This is a genomic window from Roseateles sp. P5_D6, from assembly GCF_054049415.1.
Genome location: NZ_JBFUMK010000003.1, coordinates 148,695 through 164,323 on the forward strand (window position 1 = coordinate 148,695; position 15,629 = coordinate 164,323).

Sequence of the window (15,629 nt, forward strand, 5' to 3'; positions counted from 1 at the left end):
CCCACATGGCGCAGTTCTTCATCAACCGGCCCATCTTCGCGTGGGTCATCGCCCTGTTCATCACGGTCATCGGCATCGTCGCGGTCACGCAGCTGCCGATCGCGCAGTACCCGCCGGTGGCGCCGCCGTCCATCGTGCTGTCGGTCAGCTACCCCGGCGCCTCGGCACAGACGCTGGAGGACTCGGTAATCAGCGTCATCGAGCGCGAGATGAACGGCTCGCCCGGCCTGATCTACATGGAAGCCGTCGCCCAAGCCGACGGCACCGGCTCCATCACGATGAGCTTCGACCCGGCCACCAGCCCCGACCTGGCCCAGGTGGACGTGCAGAACCGCTACGCACGTGCCCAGCCGCGCCTGCCGCAGGCCGTCATCCAGCAGGGCGTGCGCGTCGACAAGGCCAACCCCAACTTCCTGCTCTTCATCATCCTGTCGAGCAGCAACCCGGCCTTCGACCCCATCGCGCTGGGCGACTACGCCTCGCGCACCGTACTGCCCGAGATCCAGCGCGTGCCCGGCGTGGGCCAGGGCCTGCTGTTCGGCACCGAGCGCGCCATGCGCATCTGGCTGGACCCGGCCAAGCTCGTGGGCTTCCGACTCGCGCCGGCCGACGTCAACGCGGCCATCCAGGCACAGAACGCCCAGGTCAGCTCCGGCTCCATCGGCGACCTGCCCAATGTGCCCGGCCAACCGGTCGCGGCCACGGTCGTCGTGCGCGGCCAGCTCACGAACGTGGAGCAGTTCGGCAACATCATCCTGCGCGCCAACGCCGACGGCTCCACCGTGCGGCTCAAGGACGTGGCCCGCATCGAGCTGGGCGCCGACAGCTACACCGGCCGCTCCACGCGACTGAACGGCAATCCCTCGGCCGGCGTGGGCGTGCAGCTCGCCCCTGCAGCCAATGCGCTGCAGACGGCCAAGCTCATCAAGCAGCGGCTCAAGCAGCTGGAGCCCTATTTCCCGGCGGGCGTGAAGGCCACCATCCCCTACGACAGCTCGCTGTTCATCGACATCTCCATCTCGCAGGTCGTCGAGACGCTGGTGGAGGCCGTGGCGCTGGTGTTCCTCGTGATGTTCCTGTTCCTGCAGAACATCCGCTACACCATCATCCCCACGCTGGTCGTGCCCATCGCGCTGCTGGGCAGCTTTGCCACGCTGCTGGCCCTGGGCTTCTCCATCAACGTGTTGACGATGTTCGGCATGGTGCTGGTGATCGGTATCGTGGTGGACGACGCCATCGTCGTGGTGGAGAACGTCGAGCGAGTCATGAGCGAAGAGGGGCTGTCCCCCCTCAAGGCCACGCGCAAGGCCATGGGGCAGATCTCCGGCGCCATCGTCGGCGTGACGGTGGTGCTGATCTCGGTGTTCGTGCCGCTGGCCTTCTTCTCGGGCTCTATCGGCAACATCTACCGCCAGTTCTCGGCGGTGATGGTCASSTCCATCGCCTTCTCGGCCTTCCTTGCGCTGTCGCTGACGCCGGCGCTGTGCGCCACGCTGCTCAAGCCCGTGGAGGCCGGCCACCACCTGGAGAAGCGCGGCTTCTTCGGCTGGTTCAACCGCGGCTTCACGCGCACGGCCAAGGGCTACGAGGGCTGGGTGTCCAAGTTCATCTACCGCGGCGCGCGCATGGCTGTGGTCTACGCGGCCGTCATCGCGGCGGCCGTGCTGGTGTTCCAGAAGCTGCCCACCTCCTTCGTGCCCAACGAGGACCAGGGCAACATCCTCGTCAACATCCAGCTGCCGCCGGGCGCCACCCAAGCCCGCACGCTGAATGTCGTGAAGCAGGTCGAGGACTACATGCTCAAGCAGCCCGAGGTGGAGAGCATGGTCGGCGTCGTCGGCTTCAGCTTCTCGGGCGCGGGGCAGAACGCAGGCCTGGCCTTCGTCACGCTCAAGCCCTGGGACGAGCGCCACGGCCCCGAGCACTCCGCGCAAGGCCTGGCCGCCCGCGCCTTCGGGGCGCTGAGCAAGGTGCGCGACGCCATCATCTTCCCGACCAGCCCGCCGCCCATTCGCGATCTGGGCCGCGCCAACGGCTTCGCCTTCCGCCTGCAGGACCGCAGCGGCCACACGCGCGCCGAACTGCTGGCCGCGCGCAACCAACTGCTGGGCGCCGCGGCCAAGAACCCGCTGCTGAACGCCGTGCGCCCCGACGGCCTGGAGGACGCCGCGCAGCTGGAGCTCAGCATCGACCGCGACCGTGCGCAGGCGCTGGGCGTGAACATTGGCGCCGTCAACGCGGTGCTGGGCACGTCGCTGGGGTCCACCTACGTGAACGACTTCCCCAACACCGGCCGCCTGCAGCGCGTCATCGTGCAGGCCGATGCGCCCGCGCGCATGCAGCCCGAGGACCTCGCCCGGCTCAACGTGCTCAACAACGCCGGCCAGCCGGTGCCTCTGAGCGCCTTCTCGACCAGCAAGTGGGTCACCGGCGCCATGCAGACCGTGCGCTACAACGGCTACTCGGCCATGCGCATCCTGGGCGAGCCGGCCAAGGGCGTGTCCACGGGCGTGGCCATCGCCGAGATGGAGAAGATCGCGGCCACCCTGCCCGACGGTTTCGGCTACGAATGGACCGGCCAGTCGCGCGAGGAAAAGCTCTCCGGCTCCACCGCCTTCATCCTGTTCGGCTTCTCGCTGCTGGCCGTGTTCCTGTGCCTGGCGGCGCTGTACGAGAGCTGGAGCATCCCGCTCGCCGTCGTCCTCGTGGTGCCGCTGGGCGTGCTGGGCGTCGTGCTGGGCGCGACCTTCCGAGGCCTTGAGAACGACGTCTATTTCAAGGTCGGCATGATCACCATCATCGGCCTGTCGGCCAAGAACGCCGTGCTGATCATCGAGTTCGCCAAGGACCTGCAGGCCCACGGCAAGAGCGTGTTCGACGCGGTGCGCGAAGCCGCCCACCTGCGCTTTCGCCCCATCATCATGACCTCGCTGGCCTTCATGCTGGGCGTGCTGCCGCTGGTGCTCGCCAGCGGCGCGGGCTCGGCCAGCCAGCGTGCCATCGGCACCGGCGTGTTGGGCGGCATGTTGACGGCCACGGCACTGGCCGTGTTCTTCGTGCCGGTGTTCTTCGTCGTCGTGCGCCGTTTCTTCCCGGGCAGCGAGCGGCAGCGCAAGCGCGATGCCCACGAGGCCGAGGACGACACGGGAGGCCAGGCATGAAGACGTCTCTCTCGCTGATCGCCCTCGCGGCGCTGCTGGCCGCCTGCGCCGGCCCCGAGCCCAAGCGCCCGGTTGCCTCGGAAGCCGCGGCCGCAGCCGTGCCGCAAGCCTTTCCGCAAGCCGGTGGCCCTGGCGCGACGGCCGCCACCGAGTTGCCCTGGGCCCAGGCCTTCAAGGGCGCGCGGCTGCAAAAGCTGATCCCGCTGGCCCTGGCCAACAACCGCGACCTGCGCGTCGCGGTGCTCAACATCGAGAGCGCCCGCGCCACCGCTTCGGCGCGCGATGCCGACCTCTGGCCCACCGTCAACGCCGGCATCAGCGGCTCGCGCACGCCGACGGCGGCTGGCGGCATCAACAGCGTCTACCAGGCCGGCCTGCAGGTCTCGGCCTATGAGCTGGACCTGTTCGGCCGCCTGCGTGGCCTGAGCGCCGCGGCCGCCGCACAGGTGCTGGCGGCGCAGTCCAACCAGCAGGCGGTGCGCACGGCGCTGGTGGCGAGCGTCGCCAATACCGAGATCGCGCTGCAGGCCGACGAGGCCCTGCTCAAGATCACGCGCGACGCCCTCGCCACACGCGAGCAGTCGCTGTCGCTGACCCGCCAGCGCTTCGAAGGCGGCGTCTCAGGCGAGCTGGACCTGCGCTCGGCCGAGTCCTCCTGGCAGGCAGCCCGCGCCGTGCTGGCCCAGGCTCAGCGCCAGCGCGCGCTGGACGAGAACGCGCTGGCCCTGCTGATCGGCGGCCCGCTGCCGGCCGACCTGCCCGCGCCCACCGGCGACCTGGCGGACTTCGAGCCCCTGGCCGAGTTGCCCGCCGGGGTGCCCAGCGAGGTGCTGACACGCCGGCCCGACATCCGCCAGGCCGAGTTCCAGCTCGGCGCAACGGACGCCAACATCGATGCCGCCCGCGCCGCCTTCTGGCCGCGCATCACGCTGACCGGCAGCGTCGGCACGGCCAGCGGCCATCTGTCCGACCTGTTCAAGAACTCGGCCTGGAGCTTTGCGCCGCAGCTGATCCAGCCCCTCTTCGACGCCGGCCGCAACCGCGCCAACCTGGCCGGAGCACGTGCGTCGCGGGACATTGCGCTGGCCCAGTACGAGAAGGCCATCCAGACCGCCTTCCGCGAGGTCGCCGACAGCCTCGCGGGCCGCGCCACGCTGGCCGAACAGCGCGCCGCACTGGCTGCCCAGGTGGAAGCCGAGACTCGCCGCCTGAACGCGGCCGAGCAGCGCTACACGGCCGGTGTCTCCAGCGCCCTGGACCGGTTGGACGCACAGCGCTCGCTGTTCGCGGCCCAGCAGACCCTGGTGCAGGTGCAAAGCCAGCGCGCGCAGAACCTGGTGGCGCTGTACCGTGCCTTGGGCGGCGGAGGCTGACCCCATGCGCGGGCTGGCGCTTGCCCTTGTCCTGCTGGCGCTGCTGCCAACGGCGCAGGCCCAAGGGACGCTGCGAGAACGCATCAAGGCCCGCATCGAGGAGCGCCGCGCCGACAAGGGCGGCGGCCTGCAGGAGCTGCAGGTGCAGGGCCGCAAGGTGCTGGTCCATCTGCCGACGGGTTATGACGCCAGCCGCCCCGCGCCGCTGGTGCTGGCCTTCCACGGCGGCGGCGGCCATGCCGGGTACATGGCCGACGACGAGAAATACGGCTTGCAGAAGAAGGCCGACCAGGCCGGCTTCGTCGTCGCCTTCCCCAATGGCTACAGCAAGCTGCCGGGTGGGAAGTTCGCCACCTGGAACGCCGGCGGCTGCTGCGGCGACGCGCGCGACCGCAATGTGGACGACGTCGCCTTCGTCCGCGCCACCGTCATGGCGATCAAGGAAAAATACAGCATCGACGCCAGCCGCGTCTTCGCCACCGGCATGTCCAACGGTGGCATGCTCAGCCACCGCCTGGCCTGCGAGGCTGCCGACGTGTTCCGCGCCGTCGCTTCGGTCGCCGGCACCGATGCCACCGCCAGCTGCGCGCCGAGCAAGCCCATCGCCGTGCTGCACATCCACGCCAAGGATGATGACCATGTGCTCTTCAACGGCGGCGCCGGCCAAGGCGCCTTCCGCGACGAGAGCAAGGTCATGAGCTTCATCTCCGTGCCCGAGACGATCTCGCGCTGGGTGCAGCGCGACCACTGCGCGGTGCCGCCGCAGCGCGTGCTCGACAAGCCCGGCGCCACCTGCGAGACCTACAGCGGCTGCAGCGGCGGCGTCAGCGTGCAGCTCTGCGTCACCGAGACCGGCGGCCATTCCTGGCCCGGCGCGCAAAGCGTGCGCCGCGGCAAGGAGGCGGCCTCACAGGCGCTGGACGCCAATGACGTGATCTGGCGCTTCTTCGAGCAGGCCTCACGCTAGACCCTGCTGGAATCGCTTCCAATTTTCTGACCCATACTGCGCTGCACGAACCAATGCCGCTCCCACCGCCATGCGTTTCCTGACCACCGCCCTCCTCGTTGCCACCAGCCTTTGCGCCACCGCCGGCGGCCCGCCGGCCATCTACGACGAAGGCGTCGACGCCAAGGCTGCCATCAAGGCCACGCTGGCCGAGGCCGAGAAGGCCAAGCTGCCCGTGCTGGTCGTCTTCGGCGCCAACTGGTGCGGTGACTGCCGCATGCTGGACAACAGCTTCAAGCACGGCCCGAGCGCGCCGCTGATCGCCAAGAGCTTCAAGGTGGTCAAGGTCGACGTCGGCCGCTTTGACCGCAATGTCGACATTGCCGAGGGCTATCGCGTGCCGCTGAAGAAGGGCATCCCCGCCGTCGCCGTGCTGTCGCCTCAGGGCAAGCTGATCTACGCCACAGAAGGCGGCGAGCTGGCCGACGCCCGCAAGATGGGCGACCAGGGCGTCTACGACTTCTTCAGCCGCGTGACTGCCTCGGCCAAGTGACGGTCTCCCTGACCGGCGCCTCGTGGGCCCTGCGCACGCAGTTCTTCGTGCTGGGCGTGATGTTCGCCACCTGGGGCGTGCATGTGCCCACCGTCAAGGCCCATTACGGGCTGGGCGAGCAAACCCTGGCATTGGCCATGCTGGCCGGCGGCGTCGGCGCGCTGCTGGCCCTGGCCCAGGCGGGCCGCATCGTCGGCCGCTTCGGCCCCAGCGCCGTGGCCGCCACCATGGGCGTGCTGTGTTGCGCCAGCGTCGCCTGCCTGCTGGCGTTCTCGTCCTATGCGGCGCTGCTCGTCGTCATGCTCGGCTTCGGCATCACGGGCAGCCTGCTCGATGTGTCGGTCAACGTCGAGGCGACCGAGATCGAGCGCCTGTCCAAGCGGCCGCTGATGAGCGGCTTCCACGGCATGTTCAGCCTCGGCGGCATGGCAGGCGCGGGCCTGGGCAGCGTCGCGCCGGCGCTGGGCCTCACGCCGCAGGGCCATCTCTTCGTGGCCACCGGCCTGGGTGCCGTCTGCGCGTTGGTGGCCAGCCGCGCGATGCTGCCCGTCGAGCCCGGTGCGGCCGACGAAAAGCGACCGCTGAGCATTCCGCGTGGCCCGCTGCTGCTGCTGGGCGTGCTGGCGTCCATGGGCTTGATCGCCGAGGGCGCGATGTACGACTGGAGCGTGCTCTTCATGAAGCAGGAGCGCGGCAGCGAGCCCAGCACCGCGGCCCTCGCCTACGCCAGCTTCAGCGGCGCGATGGCCGTGGGCCGGTTCGGCGGTGACTGGGTGCGAGCGCGCATGTCGGGCACGAAGCTGATGCGGGCCAGCGGCGTACTCGGCGCCGCCGGCATGGCGCTGGCGTTGGCCCTGCCCTCACCCGTCGTGGCGCTGATCGGTTTCGCGCTGGTGGGGCTGGGCCTGTCCAACGTCGTGCCGGTGATCTTCAGCGCGGCGTCACAAGTGCCCGGCGTGTCTTCGGCCCACGGCATCGCGGCCGTGTCGGGCGTCGGCTACCTGGGCATGATGGCCGGCCCGCCGCTGATCGGGCTGATCGCCGAGCATTCGTCGCTGACCGCCGGCCTGGTCGTCGTCGTCGTGTTCGCCGTCTTCATGGCGCTGTCGGCGAAGCGGGCAATGCGCGGGGCCTGACGCCGGGCGCAGCAGGACGAAACCGGGGCGGGGTCATCTACCCACGACCGGCCGGCTTGGGCCACTTGATGCGCGCGGTGAGCTCGCCCTTATGCTGTCGCATGGCGGGCAAACTCGTTTCGGAATTTAAGGCATCAAGCTGGTATGACCGAAGATAGCGAGACAGTTTCGGAATTTAATGAATTTGAAGTTGTAAAAGCCACAGCTGTGGCATGATTTCGGAATTCAAGAAATTCGGCCCTCCGACATCGTCCGGAGCGCCTCATCCCGGGAATTCCGAAATGACTTCCAACCCTACCGCCCCGCCACCCGAACTCCTGCGCGTCGTGGATGCCGGCGCCCTCGGCCCGGCCATCCGAGCCCGTCGTCGGGCACAGTCGCTGCGCATCGACGATGCGGCCTCTTTGAGCGGCGTCTCCGTCGACCTGCTCTCCCGCCTCGAGAACGGCAAGGGCTCCGTGCGACTGGACAAGCTGCTGGCGGTGTTGGACAGCCTGGGGCTCGCCCTCGTGCTCGGCCCCAAGGACCACCCAACGATGCAGTCCGTCTCGCGTCCCGGAGTCGAGCCTCCGGAGCAGCCATGAACTCGGCCGCCGACGTCCCAGTTGCCCCGCATGCGCTCAACCTCTGGGCCGACGGCCAGAAGGTCGCGACGCTGGGCTATGAGGCCCTGAACGACCGGTGGTCGCTGGACTACGAAGCGAACTGGGTCGCGGCGCCGGGAGCGTTTCCGCTGTCGCCTGCGCTGCCCTTGCAACCCCCGGCCGACGGCTATGCCGTCGGTGCCGTGAAGCGCTTCGTGGAGAACCTGCTGCCCGAAGGCCGCGCGCTCGACATCGCGGCCACGACCTACCGCGTCTCCAAGTCGAACATCTACGCCCTCATCAGCGCACTTGGGACCGAGACCACCGGGGCGTTCCGATTCTGGCGCTCGGATGACGTGCCACCGGCCGTCGCCGCCGCGCCGCCGCGTGAGGTGCCCCGCGAAGAACTGGACCAACGAATTGCCGAGCGCGACCAGATTCCGCTGGCCGTCTGGGATGGCAAGGTCCGCATGTCCATCGCGGGCGTGCAAGACAAGTTGATGGTCTACCTGGACCGCCCGCTGAGCGACGCAGGACGTCTGTTCCTGGTCGAGCCGCCCCTGGCATCGACTCACATCCTCAAGCCCGACCCCGCGCGTGGTGTGACACCGCATCTCGTCGTCAACGAACACTTCTGCATGTCATTGGCGCGGCGCATGAAGCTGCCCGTCGCGGAGGTCGGCATCTATCGGACACCACGGCCGGTACTCGTCGTCCGCCGCTTCGACCGGGTTGTCGTGCAAGGCGCCGGAGACGGTGCCGCGCATGGCGCCAACGAGCCCACCGTGCGGCGCCTGCACATCATCGACGCCTGTCAGGCCTCGGACCTGCCCGAGAGCTTCAAGTACGAGCGGAACCTGGGGAGTGGCGCGCACGTCCGCAACATCCGGGAGGGCGTGAGTTTCCAAATGCTGTTCGAACGCGTGGAGCAGACCGTCAACAAGGCCGTGGCACGCATGACCCTGCTGAGGTGGGCCCTGTTCCAATTCCTGATCGGCAACTGCGACGCGCACGGCAAGAACTTCTCGTTCTTCGTGCGACGCGAGGGACTGGACCCGGCGCCCTGGTATGACCTGGTCAGTGTGGTTCAGTACGCAGGCATCGACCACCAGTTGGCCATGGCCTGGGGCGATGCCTTCTCGCTGGAAGAGGTAGGAGCGTTTCAGCTGGCCGACTTTGCGCAGCGATGCGGGGTCGACAGGAAGCTAATGAAACGCGAGGCCGCACGGCTGGCCAAACTGGTGGTGGAACACACGCTGGCACAGGCCTTGGCGGACGACTACATCGACGACAGTGAGCGCGCCTTTGCAGGCCAACTCCGTGATTTCGTCGTGGGACAGGCCACCCGGTTGACCAAGCTCGCGGACGAGGCGTCCAAGATGAAACCTGAGTTTCTGTGACGCCTTGGAGTTCGCGGCGCTGACCACAGGGGCACAGAGGCACCGCGAAGCAGCCTTCATGCCTTGCCTCTGTGCCTCTTTGCCTTTGAGCTCCATCTCAAGGCGCCACCTCGCACTGCACCCCCGCTTCCGCTAGCAGGGCTGGAAACGGCGCTGGCGGCACCTGGTCGGTGAACAGCATGTCGACCTCGTCGAGCCTGGCCAGCTTGACCATGGCCGGCCGGTTGAACTTCGAATGATCGGCCGCCAGCCACACCTGCCGCGAGTGCTCGATGATCGCCCGCGCCACCTTGACCTCGCGATAGTCGAAGTCGCGCAAGGTGCCGTCGTCCTCGATGCCGGAAATGCCGATCAGCCCGATGTCCACCTTGAACTGGCTGATGAAGTCCACCGTGGCTTCGCCGACGATGCCCCGGTCGCGGGACCGCACCACGCCACCCGCCACGATGACCTCGCAGGCGGGGTTGTCGCTCAGGATGGCGGCGACATTGAGGTTGTTSGTGATSACGCGCAGGCCCTTGTGGTTCATCAGCTCGCGCGCAACCGCCTCGGCCGTCGTGCCGATGTTGATGATCAGCGAGCAGTCTTGCGGCACGACCGCCGCGATGGCCCGCGCGATGCGCTGCTTGCTGTGCTCGTTGAGCTGCTGGCGCTGCCGGTACGCGATGTTCTCGGTCGTCGAGGTGGGCATGCGCACGCCGCCGTGAAAGCGCGCGAGCAGGCCTGAAGCGGCGAGCTGCTTCACGTCGCGACGCACCGTTTGCAGCGTCACGCCGAACTGTTCCGCCAAGGCCTCCACCGAGACCGCGCCGCGATTGCGCACCTCCTGGATCAGCAGGGCTTGTCGAGGGTTGGGGATCATGCGCGCAAGGCTGGGTTCAAGTTTGGAGGTTCAGCGTAAAGGCGCGCCGAGATGTTCCATAGGGGTGGATTTGCTCTTGCGCAGCGTTCGCTTGTGGCTTAAAAAGAAAAACTTCGAACGCATACGAACAAAATCGAACATCCATGGCGCGACTGCGCGGCGACCACTCACGAAGATCGGAGACAGCTTGAACGACTCCCCGACGGGCGTGACTCAACCGGCCGCATCTCCCGTCCACCCGAGTGCAGCGCAAGCTTGCGACGTGCTCATCGTGGGCGGTGGCATCAATGGTGCCGGCATCGCGCGTGACCTGGCCGGGCGCGGCCTGTCGGTGGTGCTTTGCGAGAAGAACGACCTGGCCGCCCATACGTCGTCGGCATCCACCAAGATGATCCACGGCGGCATCCGGTACCTGGAGTACTACGACTTCCTGCTGGTGCGCAAGGCGCTGGCCGAGCGTGAGGTGCTGCTGCGCAGCGCCCCGCACATCATGCGTCCGCTGCGGCTGGTGGTGCCCCACGACCCGAGCATGCGCCCGGTGTGGATGATGCGCATCGGCCTGTTCCTCTACGACCACCTCGCGCGACGCGAGTTCCTGCCCGGCTCACGCACCATCAGCCTGCGCGGGCACGCATTGGGCGCCCCGTTGAACCCGCGCTATTCCCGTGCCTTCCTGTACTCCGACGGTTGGACCGACGACGCCCGGCTGGTGGTGCTCAACGCACTGGACGCCGCCGAGCGGGGGGCCCAGGTGTTGCCGGGTTGGCGCTGCATCGACGCCCAGCGCGACAGCACCCATTGGCAGGTCACCCTCCAGGGCGCCACGGGCACCGTCCGCCTCGTGCGCGCCCGCGCCCTCGTCAACGCGGCGGGGCCTTGGGCGGCGCAGTTCCTGAAGGAGCACGCTCACGCGCAGGCATCGAAGATCAAGCCCCTGCGGCTGGTCAAGGGCAGCCACATCGTCGTGCCCAAGCTGTTCGACCACGACCACGCCTACGCGCTGCAGGGCGCCGACAAGCGCGTCATCTTCATCATTCCCTACGAGGGCGACTACACGCTCATCGGCACCACCGACGTCGAGCACAAGGGCCCGGCCGGCGACGCGAAGATCGACGACGACGAGACCCGCTACCTCTGCGAACAGGCGAGCCGCTACATGGTCAAGCCGGTGGCGCCGGGCGATGTGGTGTGGAGCTACTCCGGCGTGCGTCCGCTGATCGAGGACGACGCCGAAGATCCCTCGGCCGTGACCCGTGACTACCTGCTCGAGCTGGACACCGACGGCCCGCCCTTGCTGACCGTGTGGGGCGGCAAGATCACAACCTTCCGCAAGCTGGCCGAAGACGCGGCGGACGGGCTTTGCAAAGGCCTGGGCTTGAAGACGGCCGCGTGGACCGCAGGCACCTGGCTGCCCGGTGGCGACCTGAGTGCCTGGATCGGCCCGGCCACGCGGCCGGATGTCGACTTCGCCCGTTTCGAACAGAAGCTAGGGGAGCGGCACCCGGCGCTGCCGGTCAAACTGCGCCATCGGCTGGCTCGTTGCTATGGCGCTCGTATCGACCGGGTTCTTGGGGCCGAAGGCCTGGGTGAAGAGATCGCACCGGGCCTGCACGAGGGCGAGCTCGTCTACCTGCACGACCACGAATGGGCACGCACGCCCGACGACGTGCTGTGGCGCCGCACCAAGCTCGGGTTGCACATGAGCGAAGCACAACGCCGGGACGTCGCCCGCTGGTGGGCGACGCGCTGGCCGGGTGAAACGACGACGACAACGACAAGCATTGGAGACAGCGTGAGGACGACGACATGGAGTTGACGCTGGAGCGGGTCGGCAAGGTGGTGGGCCCCGAGACCCATCTCTATCCACTGGACCTGAAGCTCGCGCCGGGCGCAGTCACGGTGCTGCTGGGAGCCACCCAAGCGGGCAAGACGACCCTGATGCGCTTGATGGCGGGGCTGGACAAGCCCACGCACGGCCAGGTCCACGTGGACCGCAGGGACGTGACCGGCATGCCGGTGCGAGAGCGCAACGTCGCCATGGTGTACCAGCAGTTCATCAACTACCCGTCGATGAGCGTGTATGACAACATCGCCTCGCCGCTCAAGCTGCGCCGCGAGAAGAACATCGCCGGCCGCGTGCAGGAACTGGCCGCCAAGTTGCACATCGAGCCCTTTCTCTCGCGCCTGCCCGCAGAGCTTTCGGGCGGCCAGCAACAGCGCGTGGCGCTGGCCCGCGCCCTTGCCAAGGCCGCGCCCTTGATGCTGCTCGACGAGCCCCTGGTGAACCTGGACTACAAGCTGCGCGAGGAACTGCGCGACGAGCTCACGCAGCTCTTCGCCGTGGGCGACTCCACCGTGGTCTACGCCACCACCGAGCCCACCGAAGCCTTGCTGCTCGGCGGCTACACCGCCGTGATGGAGGCCGGCGAAGTGCTCCAGTACGGGCCCACGGCCGAGGTGTTCCACAGGCCGCGGTCGATCCGCGTCGCGCGCGCCTTCAGCGACCCGCCGATGAATCTCATCGCCGGCAACGCCACCCCGTCGGGGGTGAGCCTGCCGGCGGGTGTGCAGGTCACGACTCCCCTGCCCGCCACCCGCAGCGCCGCGCTGACCCTCGGCGTGCGCGCAAGCGCGCTGCACCTGCAAAGCCGCCCGGGCGACGTGGCCCTCCCCGGCACGGTGGAGCTGGCGGAAATCTCGGGCTCCGACACCTTCGTGCACGTGGAGACCCCGGTGGGAGAACTGGTTGCCCAACTGACCGGCGTGCACTTCTTCGATTTGGGCGCCAGCCTCACGCTGTACCTGAGCCCTGGCCAGGTGTACGTGTTCGACGCCAGCGGCGAGCTGCTGGTGGCGCCGAGCAAGGAGCTGACCTGATGGCCCGCATCGAACTCGACCTGGCTCACGCCTACCGCCCCAACCCCCAGCAGGACGAAGACTACGCGCTGCTGCCGCTGAAGATGGTCTTCCGCGATGGCGGCGCGTATGCGCTGCTCGGCCCCTCGGGCTGCGGCAAGACGACGCTGCTCAACATCATCTCCGGCCTCGTCACGCCGTCGCAGGGCACGGTGCAGTTCGACGGCATCAACGTGACGCGGCAGACGCCGCAGCAGCGCAACATCGCCCAGGTGTTCCAGTTCCCCGTCATCTACGACACGATGACGGTGGCCGAGAACCTGGCATTCCCGCTGAAGAACCGCGGCGTGCCACGCGACAGGATCAAGCAGCGCGTGGGCGTCATCGCCGAGATGCTGGAGCTGAGCGGCCAGCTCGACACCCGCGCCGCGGGCCTCGCGGCCGACGCCAAGCAGAAGATCTCGCTTGGCCGCGGCCTGGTGCGCGAGGACGTGAGCGCCGTGCTCTTCGACGAGCCTCTCACCGTCATCGACCCGCACCTCAAGTGGCAGCTGCGCCGCAAGCTCAAGCAGATCCACAAGGAGCTGAAGCTGACGCTGATCTACGTGACCCACGACCAGGTCGAAGCCCTGACCTTTGCAGAGGAAGTGGTGGTGATGACGCGCGGCCGCGCGGTGCAGATCGGCACGGCCGGCCAGCTCTTCGAGCGCCCGCAGCACACCTTCGTCGGGCATTTCATCGGCTCGCCAGGCATGAACTTCCTGCCCGCCGACGTCCTGCCCGGTGCCCCCGCCGGCGCGACGACGCTGGGCGTGCGGCCCGAGTACGTGACGCTGGCAGCACCTGATGCGACCGGCGCATTGCAGGCCGTCGTCACGCAGCGGCAGGACGTGGGCACCTACTGGCTCGTCACCGCCAAGGCCGGCGACAGCGTGATCCGCGCGCGCCTGAGCCCTGACACCACGCCGGCCGCCGTCGGCGAAACCGCATGGTTCAGCGTGAAGGGCGGCCACACCTGCTACTACAAGAACGAGGAGCTGATGGCATGAAGCCGGTCAATCAGAAGGCATGGTTGCTGATCCTGCCGGTCATCCTGTGCGTGGCGTTCTCCGCCATCCTGCCGCTGATGACGGTCGTGAACTACTCGGTGCAAGACATCATCTCCCCCGAGCGCCGCGTGTTCGTCGGCACCGAGTGGTTCAAGGCAGTGATGCGCGACGAGGACTTGCAAGGCGCACTGCTGCGCCAAGTGGGGTTCTCGCTTTCGGTGCTGCTGGTCGAGATTCCGCTGGGCATCTGCCTCGCGCTCTCGATGCCGGCCCAGGGGTGGAAGTCCTCCGCGGTACTGGTGCTCGTGGCCATCTCGCTGCTCATCCCGTGGAACGTGGTCGGCACCATCTGGCAGATCTACGGCCGCACCGATATCGGCCTGATGGGCGCCGCGCTCGCCAAGCTCGGCATCGACTACAGCTACACCGGGCATGCGACCGACGCTTGGCTGACGGTGCTCGTGATGGATGTGTGGCACTGGACACCCCTCGTCGCCTTGCTTTGCTTCGCCGGCCTGCGCGCCATCCCAGACGCCTACTACCAGGCCGCGCGCATCGACGGCGCCAGCAAGCTGTCCGTCTTCCGCTTCATCCAGCTGCCCAAGCTGCGCGGCGTGCTGATGATCGCCGTGCTGCTGCGCTTCATGGACAGCTTCATGATCTACACCGAGCCCTTCGTGCTGACCGGCGGGGGCCCGGGCAACGCGACGACCTTCCTGTCGCAGTACCTGACGCAGAAGGCCGTGGGCCAGTTCGACCTCGGCCCTGCCGCGGCCTTCTCGTTGATCTACTTCCTCATCATCCTGCTGCTGTGCTTCATCCTCTACAACTGGATGCAGCGCGTGGGCACGCAGTCGAAGGAGGTGGCCCATGGATGAGCGGCGTTTCAAGAAGCGCACGATCTTCCTGGTCGCCTACCTGCTGTTTGCCATCCTTCCGGTGTACTGGATGGTCAACATGTCGTTCAAGACGAACACGGAGATCCTGTCCAGCTTCAGCCTTTGGCCGCAGCACTTCACCTGGGAACACTACAAGACCATCTTCACCGACGAGAGCTGGTACTCCGGCTACATCAACTCGCTGATCTACGTGGCCATCAACACGGTGATCTCGCTGCTGGTGGCGCTGCCGGCGGCCTATGCGTTCAGCCGCTACAGCTTCCTCGGTGACAAGCACGTCTTCTTCTGGCTGTTGACCAACCGGATGACGCCGCCGGCCGTCTTCCTGCTGCCCTTCTTCCAGCTCTACACCACGCTGGGGATGATGGACACGCACATCGCCGTGGCGCTCGCGCACCTGCTGTTCAACGTGCCGCTGGCGGTCTGGATCCTGGAAGGCTTCATGAGCGGCATCCCGCGCGAGATCGACGAGACGGCCTACATCGACGGCTATTCCTTCCCGCGCTTCTTCCTGACCATCTTCGTGCCGCTCATCAAGGCCGGCGTGGGCGTGGCGGCGTTCTTCTGCTTCATGTTCAGCTGGGTGGAACTGCTGATGGCGCGCACGCTCACCAGCGTGAACGCCAAGCCCATCGTGGCGACGATGACGCGCACGGTCAGTGCCTCCGGCATGGACTGGGGCGTGCTCGCCGCCGCCGGCGTGCTGACCATCGTGCCCGGCGCGATCGTCATCTGGTTCGTGCGGCACTACATCGCCAAGGGTTTCGCGATGGGCCGCGTCTAGCGCCCCGTGATCGACCGAAAGGAAAC

The 15,629-nt window shown here is 67.8% G+C and carries 13 protein-coding genes; 12 read left to right on the top strand and 1 reads right to left on the bottom strand.

The genetic code is table 11. The features are described 5' to 3' along the window. Positions 1-5: 5 nt before the first annotated feature. The 7 genes from ACXJKM_RS04790 to ACXJKM_RS04820 all read left to right on the top strand — a co-directional run bounded on the left by ACXJKM_RS04790 (position 6) and on the right by ACXJKM_RS04820 (position 9,153). The gene (locus ACXJKM_RS04790) at positions 6-3,161 is read left to right on the top strand and encodes an efflux RND transporter permease subunit (protein WP_457350614.1); all 3,156 of its coding nucleotides are present in this window, start codon (positions 6-8) and stop codon (positions 3,159-3,161) included. Next, entirely contained in the window at positions 3,158-4,534 is a 1,377-nt protein-coding gene (locus tag ACXJKM_RS04795; RefSeq protein ID WP_457350616.1) for an efflux transporter outer membrane subunit, read from the top strand. Before ACXJKM_RS04790 ends, ACXJKM_RS04795 begins: the two co-directional genes overlap by 4 nt. A gap of 4 nt (positions 4,535-4,538) precedes the next feature. Next, positions 4,539-5,501, top strand: coding sequence for an extracellular catalytic domain type 1 short-chain-length polyhydroxyalkanoate depolymerase (locus ACXJKM_RS04800; RefSeq protein WP_457322515.1), 963 nt, complete (start codon positions 4,539-4,541; stop codon positions 5,499-5,501). Positions 5,502-5,571: 70 nt separating this feature from the next. After that, positions 5,572-6,033 (top strand): thioredoxin family protein, encoded by a 462-nt coding sequence (locus ACXJKM_RS04805; RefSeq protein ID WP_457350618.1) that lies wholly within the window; start codon positions 5,572-5,574, stop codon positions 6,031-6,033. Next, positions 6,030-7,169 (top strand): MFS transporter, encoded by a 1,140-nt coding sequence (locus tag ACXJKM_RS04810; protein WP_056205607.1) that lies wholly within the window; start codon positions 6,030-6,032, stop codon positions 7,167-7,169. Before ACXJKM_RS04805 ends, ACXJKM_RS04810 begins: the two co-directional genes overlap by 4 nt. Before the next feature lie 281 nt (positions 7,170-7,450). After that, positions 7,451-7,753, top strand: coding sequence for a helix-turn-helix domain-containing protein (locus tag ACXJKM_RS04815; protein WP_457350620.1), 303 nt, complete (start codon positions 7,451-7,453; stop codon positions 7,751-7,753). Continuing rightward, entirely contained in the window at positions 7,750-9,153 is a 1,404-nt protein-coding gene (locus ACXJKM_RS04820) for a HipA domain-containing protein (RefSeq protein ID WP_457350622.1), read from the top strand. The genes ACXJKM_RS04815 and ACXJKM_RS04820 overlap by 4 nt, the downstream gene beginning before the upstream one ends. A gap of 97 nt (positions 9,154-9,250) precedes the next feature. On the opposite strand, the gene ACXJKM_RS04825 is transcribed toward ACXJKM_RS04820, so the two are convergent. Then, on the bottom strand, positions 9,251-10,015 hold the full coding sequence (locus ACXJKM_RS04825; RefSeq protein WP_457350624.1) for a DeoR/GlpR family DNA-binding transcription regulator: 765 nt from the start codon (positions 10,013-10,015) through the stop codon (positions 9,251-9,253). A gap of 187 nt (positions 10,016-10,202) precedes the next feature. Between ACXJKM_RS04825 and glpD the strand changes: the two genes are divergently transcribed. From glpD to ACXJKM_RS04850, 5 genes are read left to right on the top strand one after another with little or no spacing between them, the layout of a single operon-like run. After that, positions 10,203-11,831 (top strand): glycerol-3-phosphate dehydrogenase, encoded by a 1,629-nt coding sequence (gene glpD, locus ACXJKM_RS04830; protein WP_457350626.1) that lies wholly within the window; start codon positions 10,203-10,205, stop codon positions 11,829-11,831. Beyond that, positions 11,822-12,892, top strand: coding sequence for an ABC transporter ATP-binding protein (locus ACXJKM_RS04835; protein ID WP_056205615.1), 1,071 nt, complete (start codon positions 11,822-11,824; stop codon positions 12,890-12,892). The genes glpD and ACXJKM_RS04835 overlap by 10 nt, the downstream gene beginning before the upstream one ends. Beyond that, a complete protein-coding gene (locus ACXJKM_RS04840) occupies positions 12,892-13,920 on the top strand; it encodes an ABC transporter ATP-binding protein (protein ID WP_457350628.1) in 1,029 nt (342 codons plus the stop codon). The genes ACXJKM_RS04835 and ACXJKM_RS04840 overlap by 1 nt, the downstream gene beginning before the upstream one ends. Next, complete coding sequence (locus ACXJKM_RS04845; RefSeq protein ID WP_457350630.1) at positions 13,917-14,798, top strand: carbohydrate ABC transporter permease; 882 nt, start codon at positions 13,917-13,919, stop codon at positions 14,796-14,798. The genes ACXJKM_RS04840 and ACXJKM_RS04845 overlap by 4 nt, the downstream gene beginning before the upstream one ends. Continuing rightward, a complete protein-coding gene (locus ACXJKM_RS04850) occupies positions 14,791-15,603 on the top strand; it encodes a carbohydrate ABC transporter permease (RefSeq protein WP_457322533.1) in 813 nt (270 codons plus the stop codon). The genes ACXJKM_RS04845 and ACXJKM_RS04850 overlap by 8 nt, the downstream gene beginning before the upstream one ends. The last annotated feature ends 26 nt before the right edge of the window (positions 15,604-15,629 follow it).

Bases quoted from the DNA above. Each gene is read 5' to 3' on its own strand.
- ACXJKM_RS04795 (WP_457350616.1), top strand. From the start codon at position 3,158: ATGAAGACGTCTCTCTCGCTGATCGCCCTCGCGGCGCTGCTGGCCGCC.
- ACXJKM_RS04800 (WP_457322515.1), top strand. From the start codon at position 4,539: ATGCGCGGGCTGGCGCTTGCCCTTGTCCTGCTGGCGCTGCTGCCAACG.
- ACXJKM_RS04805 (WP_457350618.1), top strand. From the start codon at position 5,572: ATGCGTTTCCTGACCACCGCCCTCCTCGTTGCCACCAGCCTTTGCGCC.
- ACXJKM_RS04815 (WP_457350620.1), top strand. From the start codon at position 7,451: ATGACTTCCAACCCTACCGCCCCGCCACCCGAACTCCTGCGCGTCGTG.
- ACXJKM_RS04820 (WP_457350622.1), top strand. From the start codon at position 7,750: ATGAACTCGGCCGCCGACGTCCCAGTTGCCCCGCATGCGCTCAACCTC.
- ACXJKM_RS04835 (WP_056205615.1), top strand. From the start codon at position 11,822: ATGGAGTTGACGCTGGAGCGGGTCGGCAAGGTGGTGGGCCCCGAGACC.
- ACXJKM_RS04840 (WP_457350628.1), top strand. From the start codon at position 12,892: ATGGCCCGCATCGAACTCGACCTGGCTCACGCCTACCGCCCCAACCCC.
- ACXJKM_RS04845 (WP_457350630.1), top strand. From the start codon at position 13,917: ATGAAGCCGGTCAATCAGAAGGCATGGTTGCTGATCCTGCCGGTCATC.
- ACXJKM_RS04850 (WP_457322533.1), top strand. From the start codon at position 14,791: ATGGATGAGCGGCGTTTCAAGAAGCGCACGATCTTCCTGGTCGCCTAC.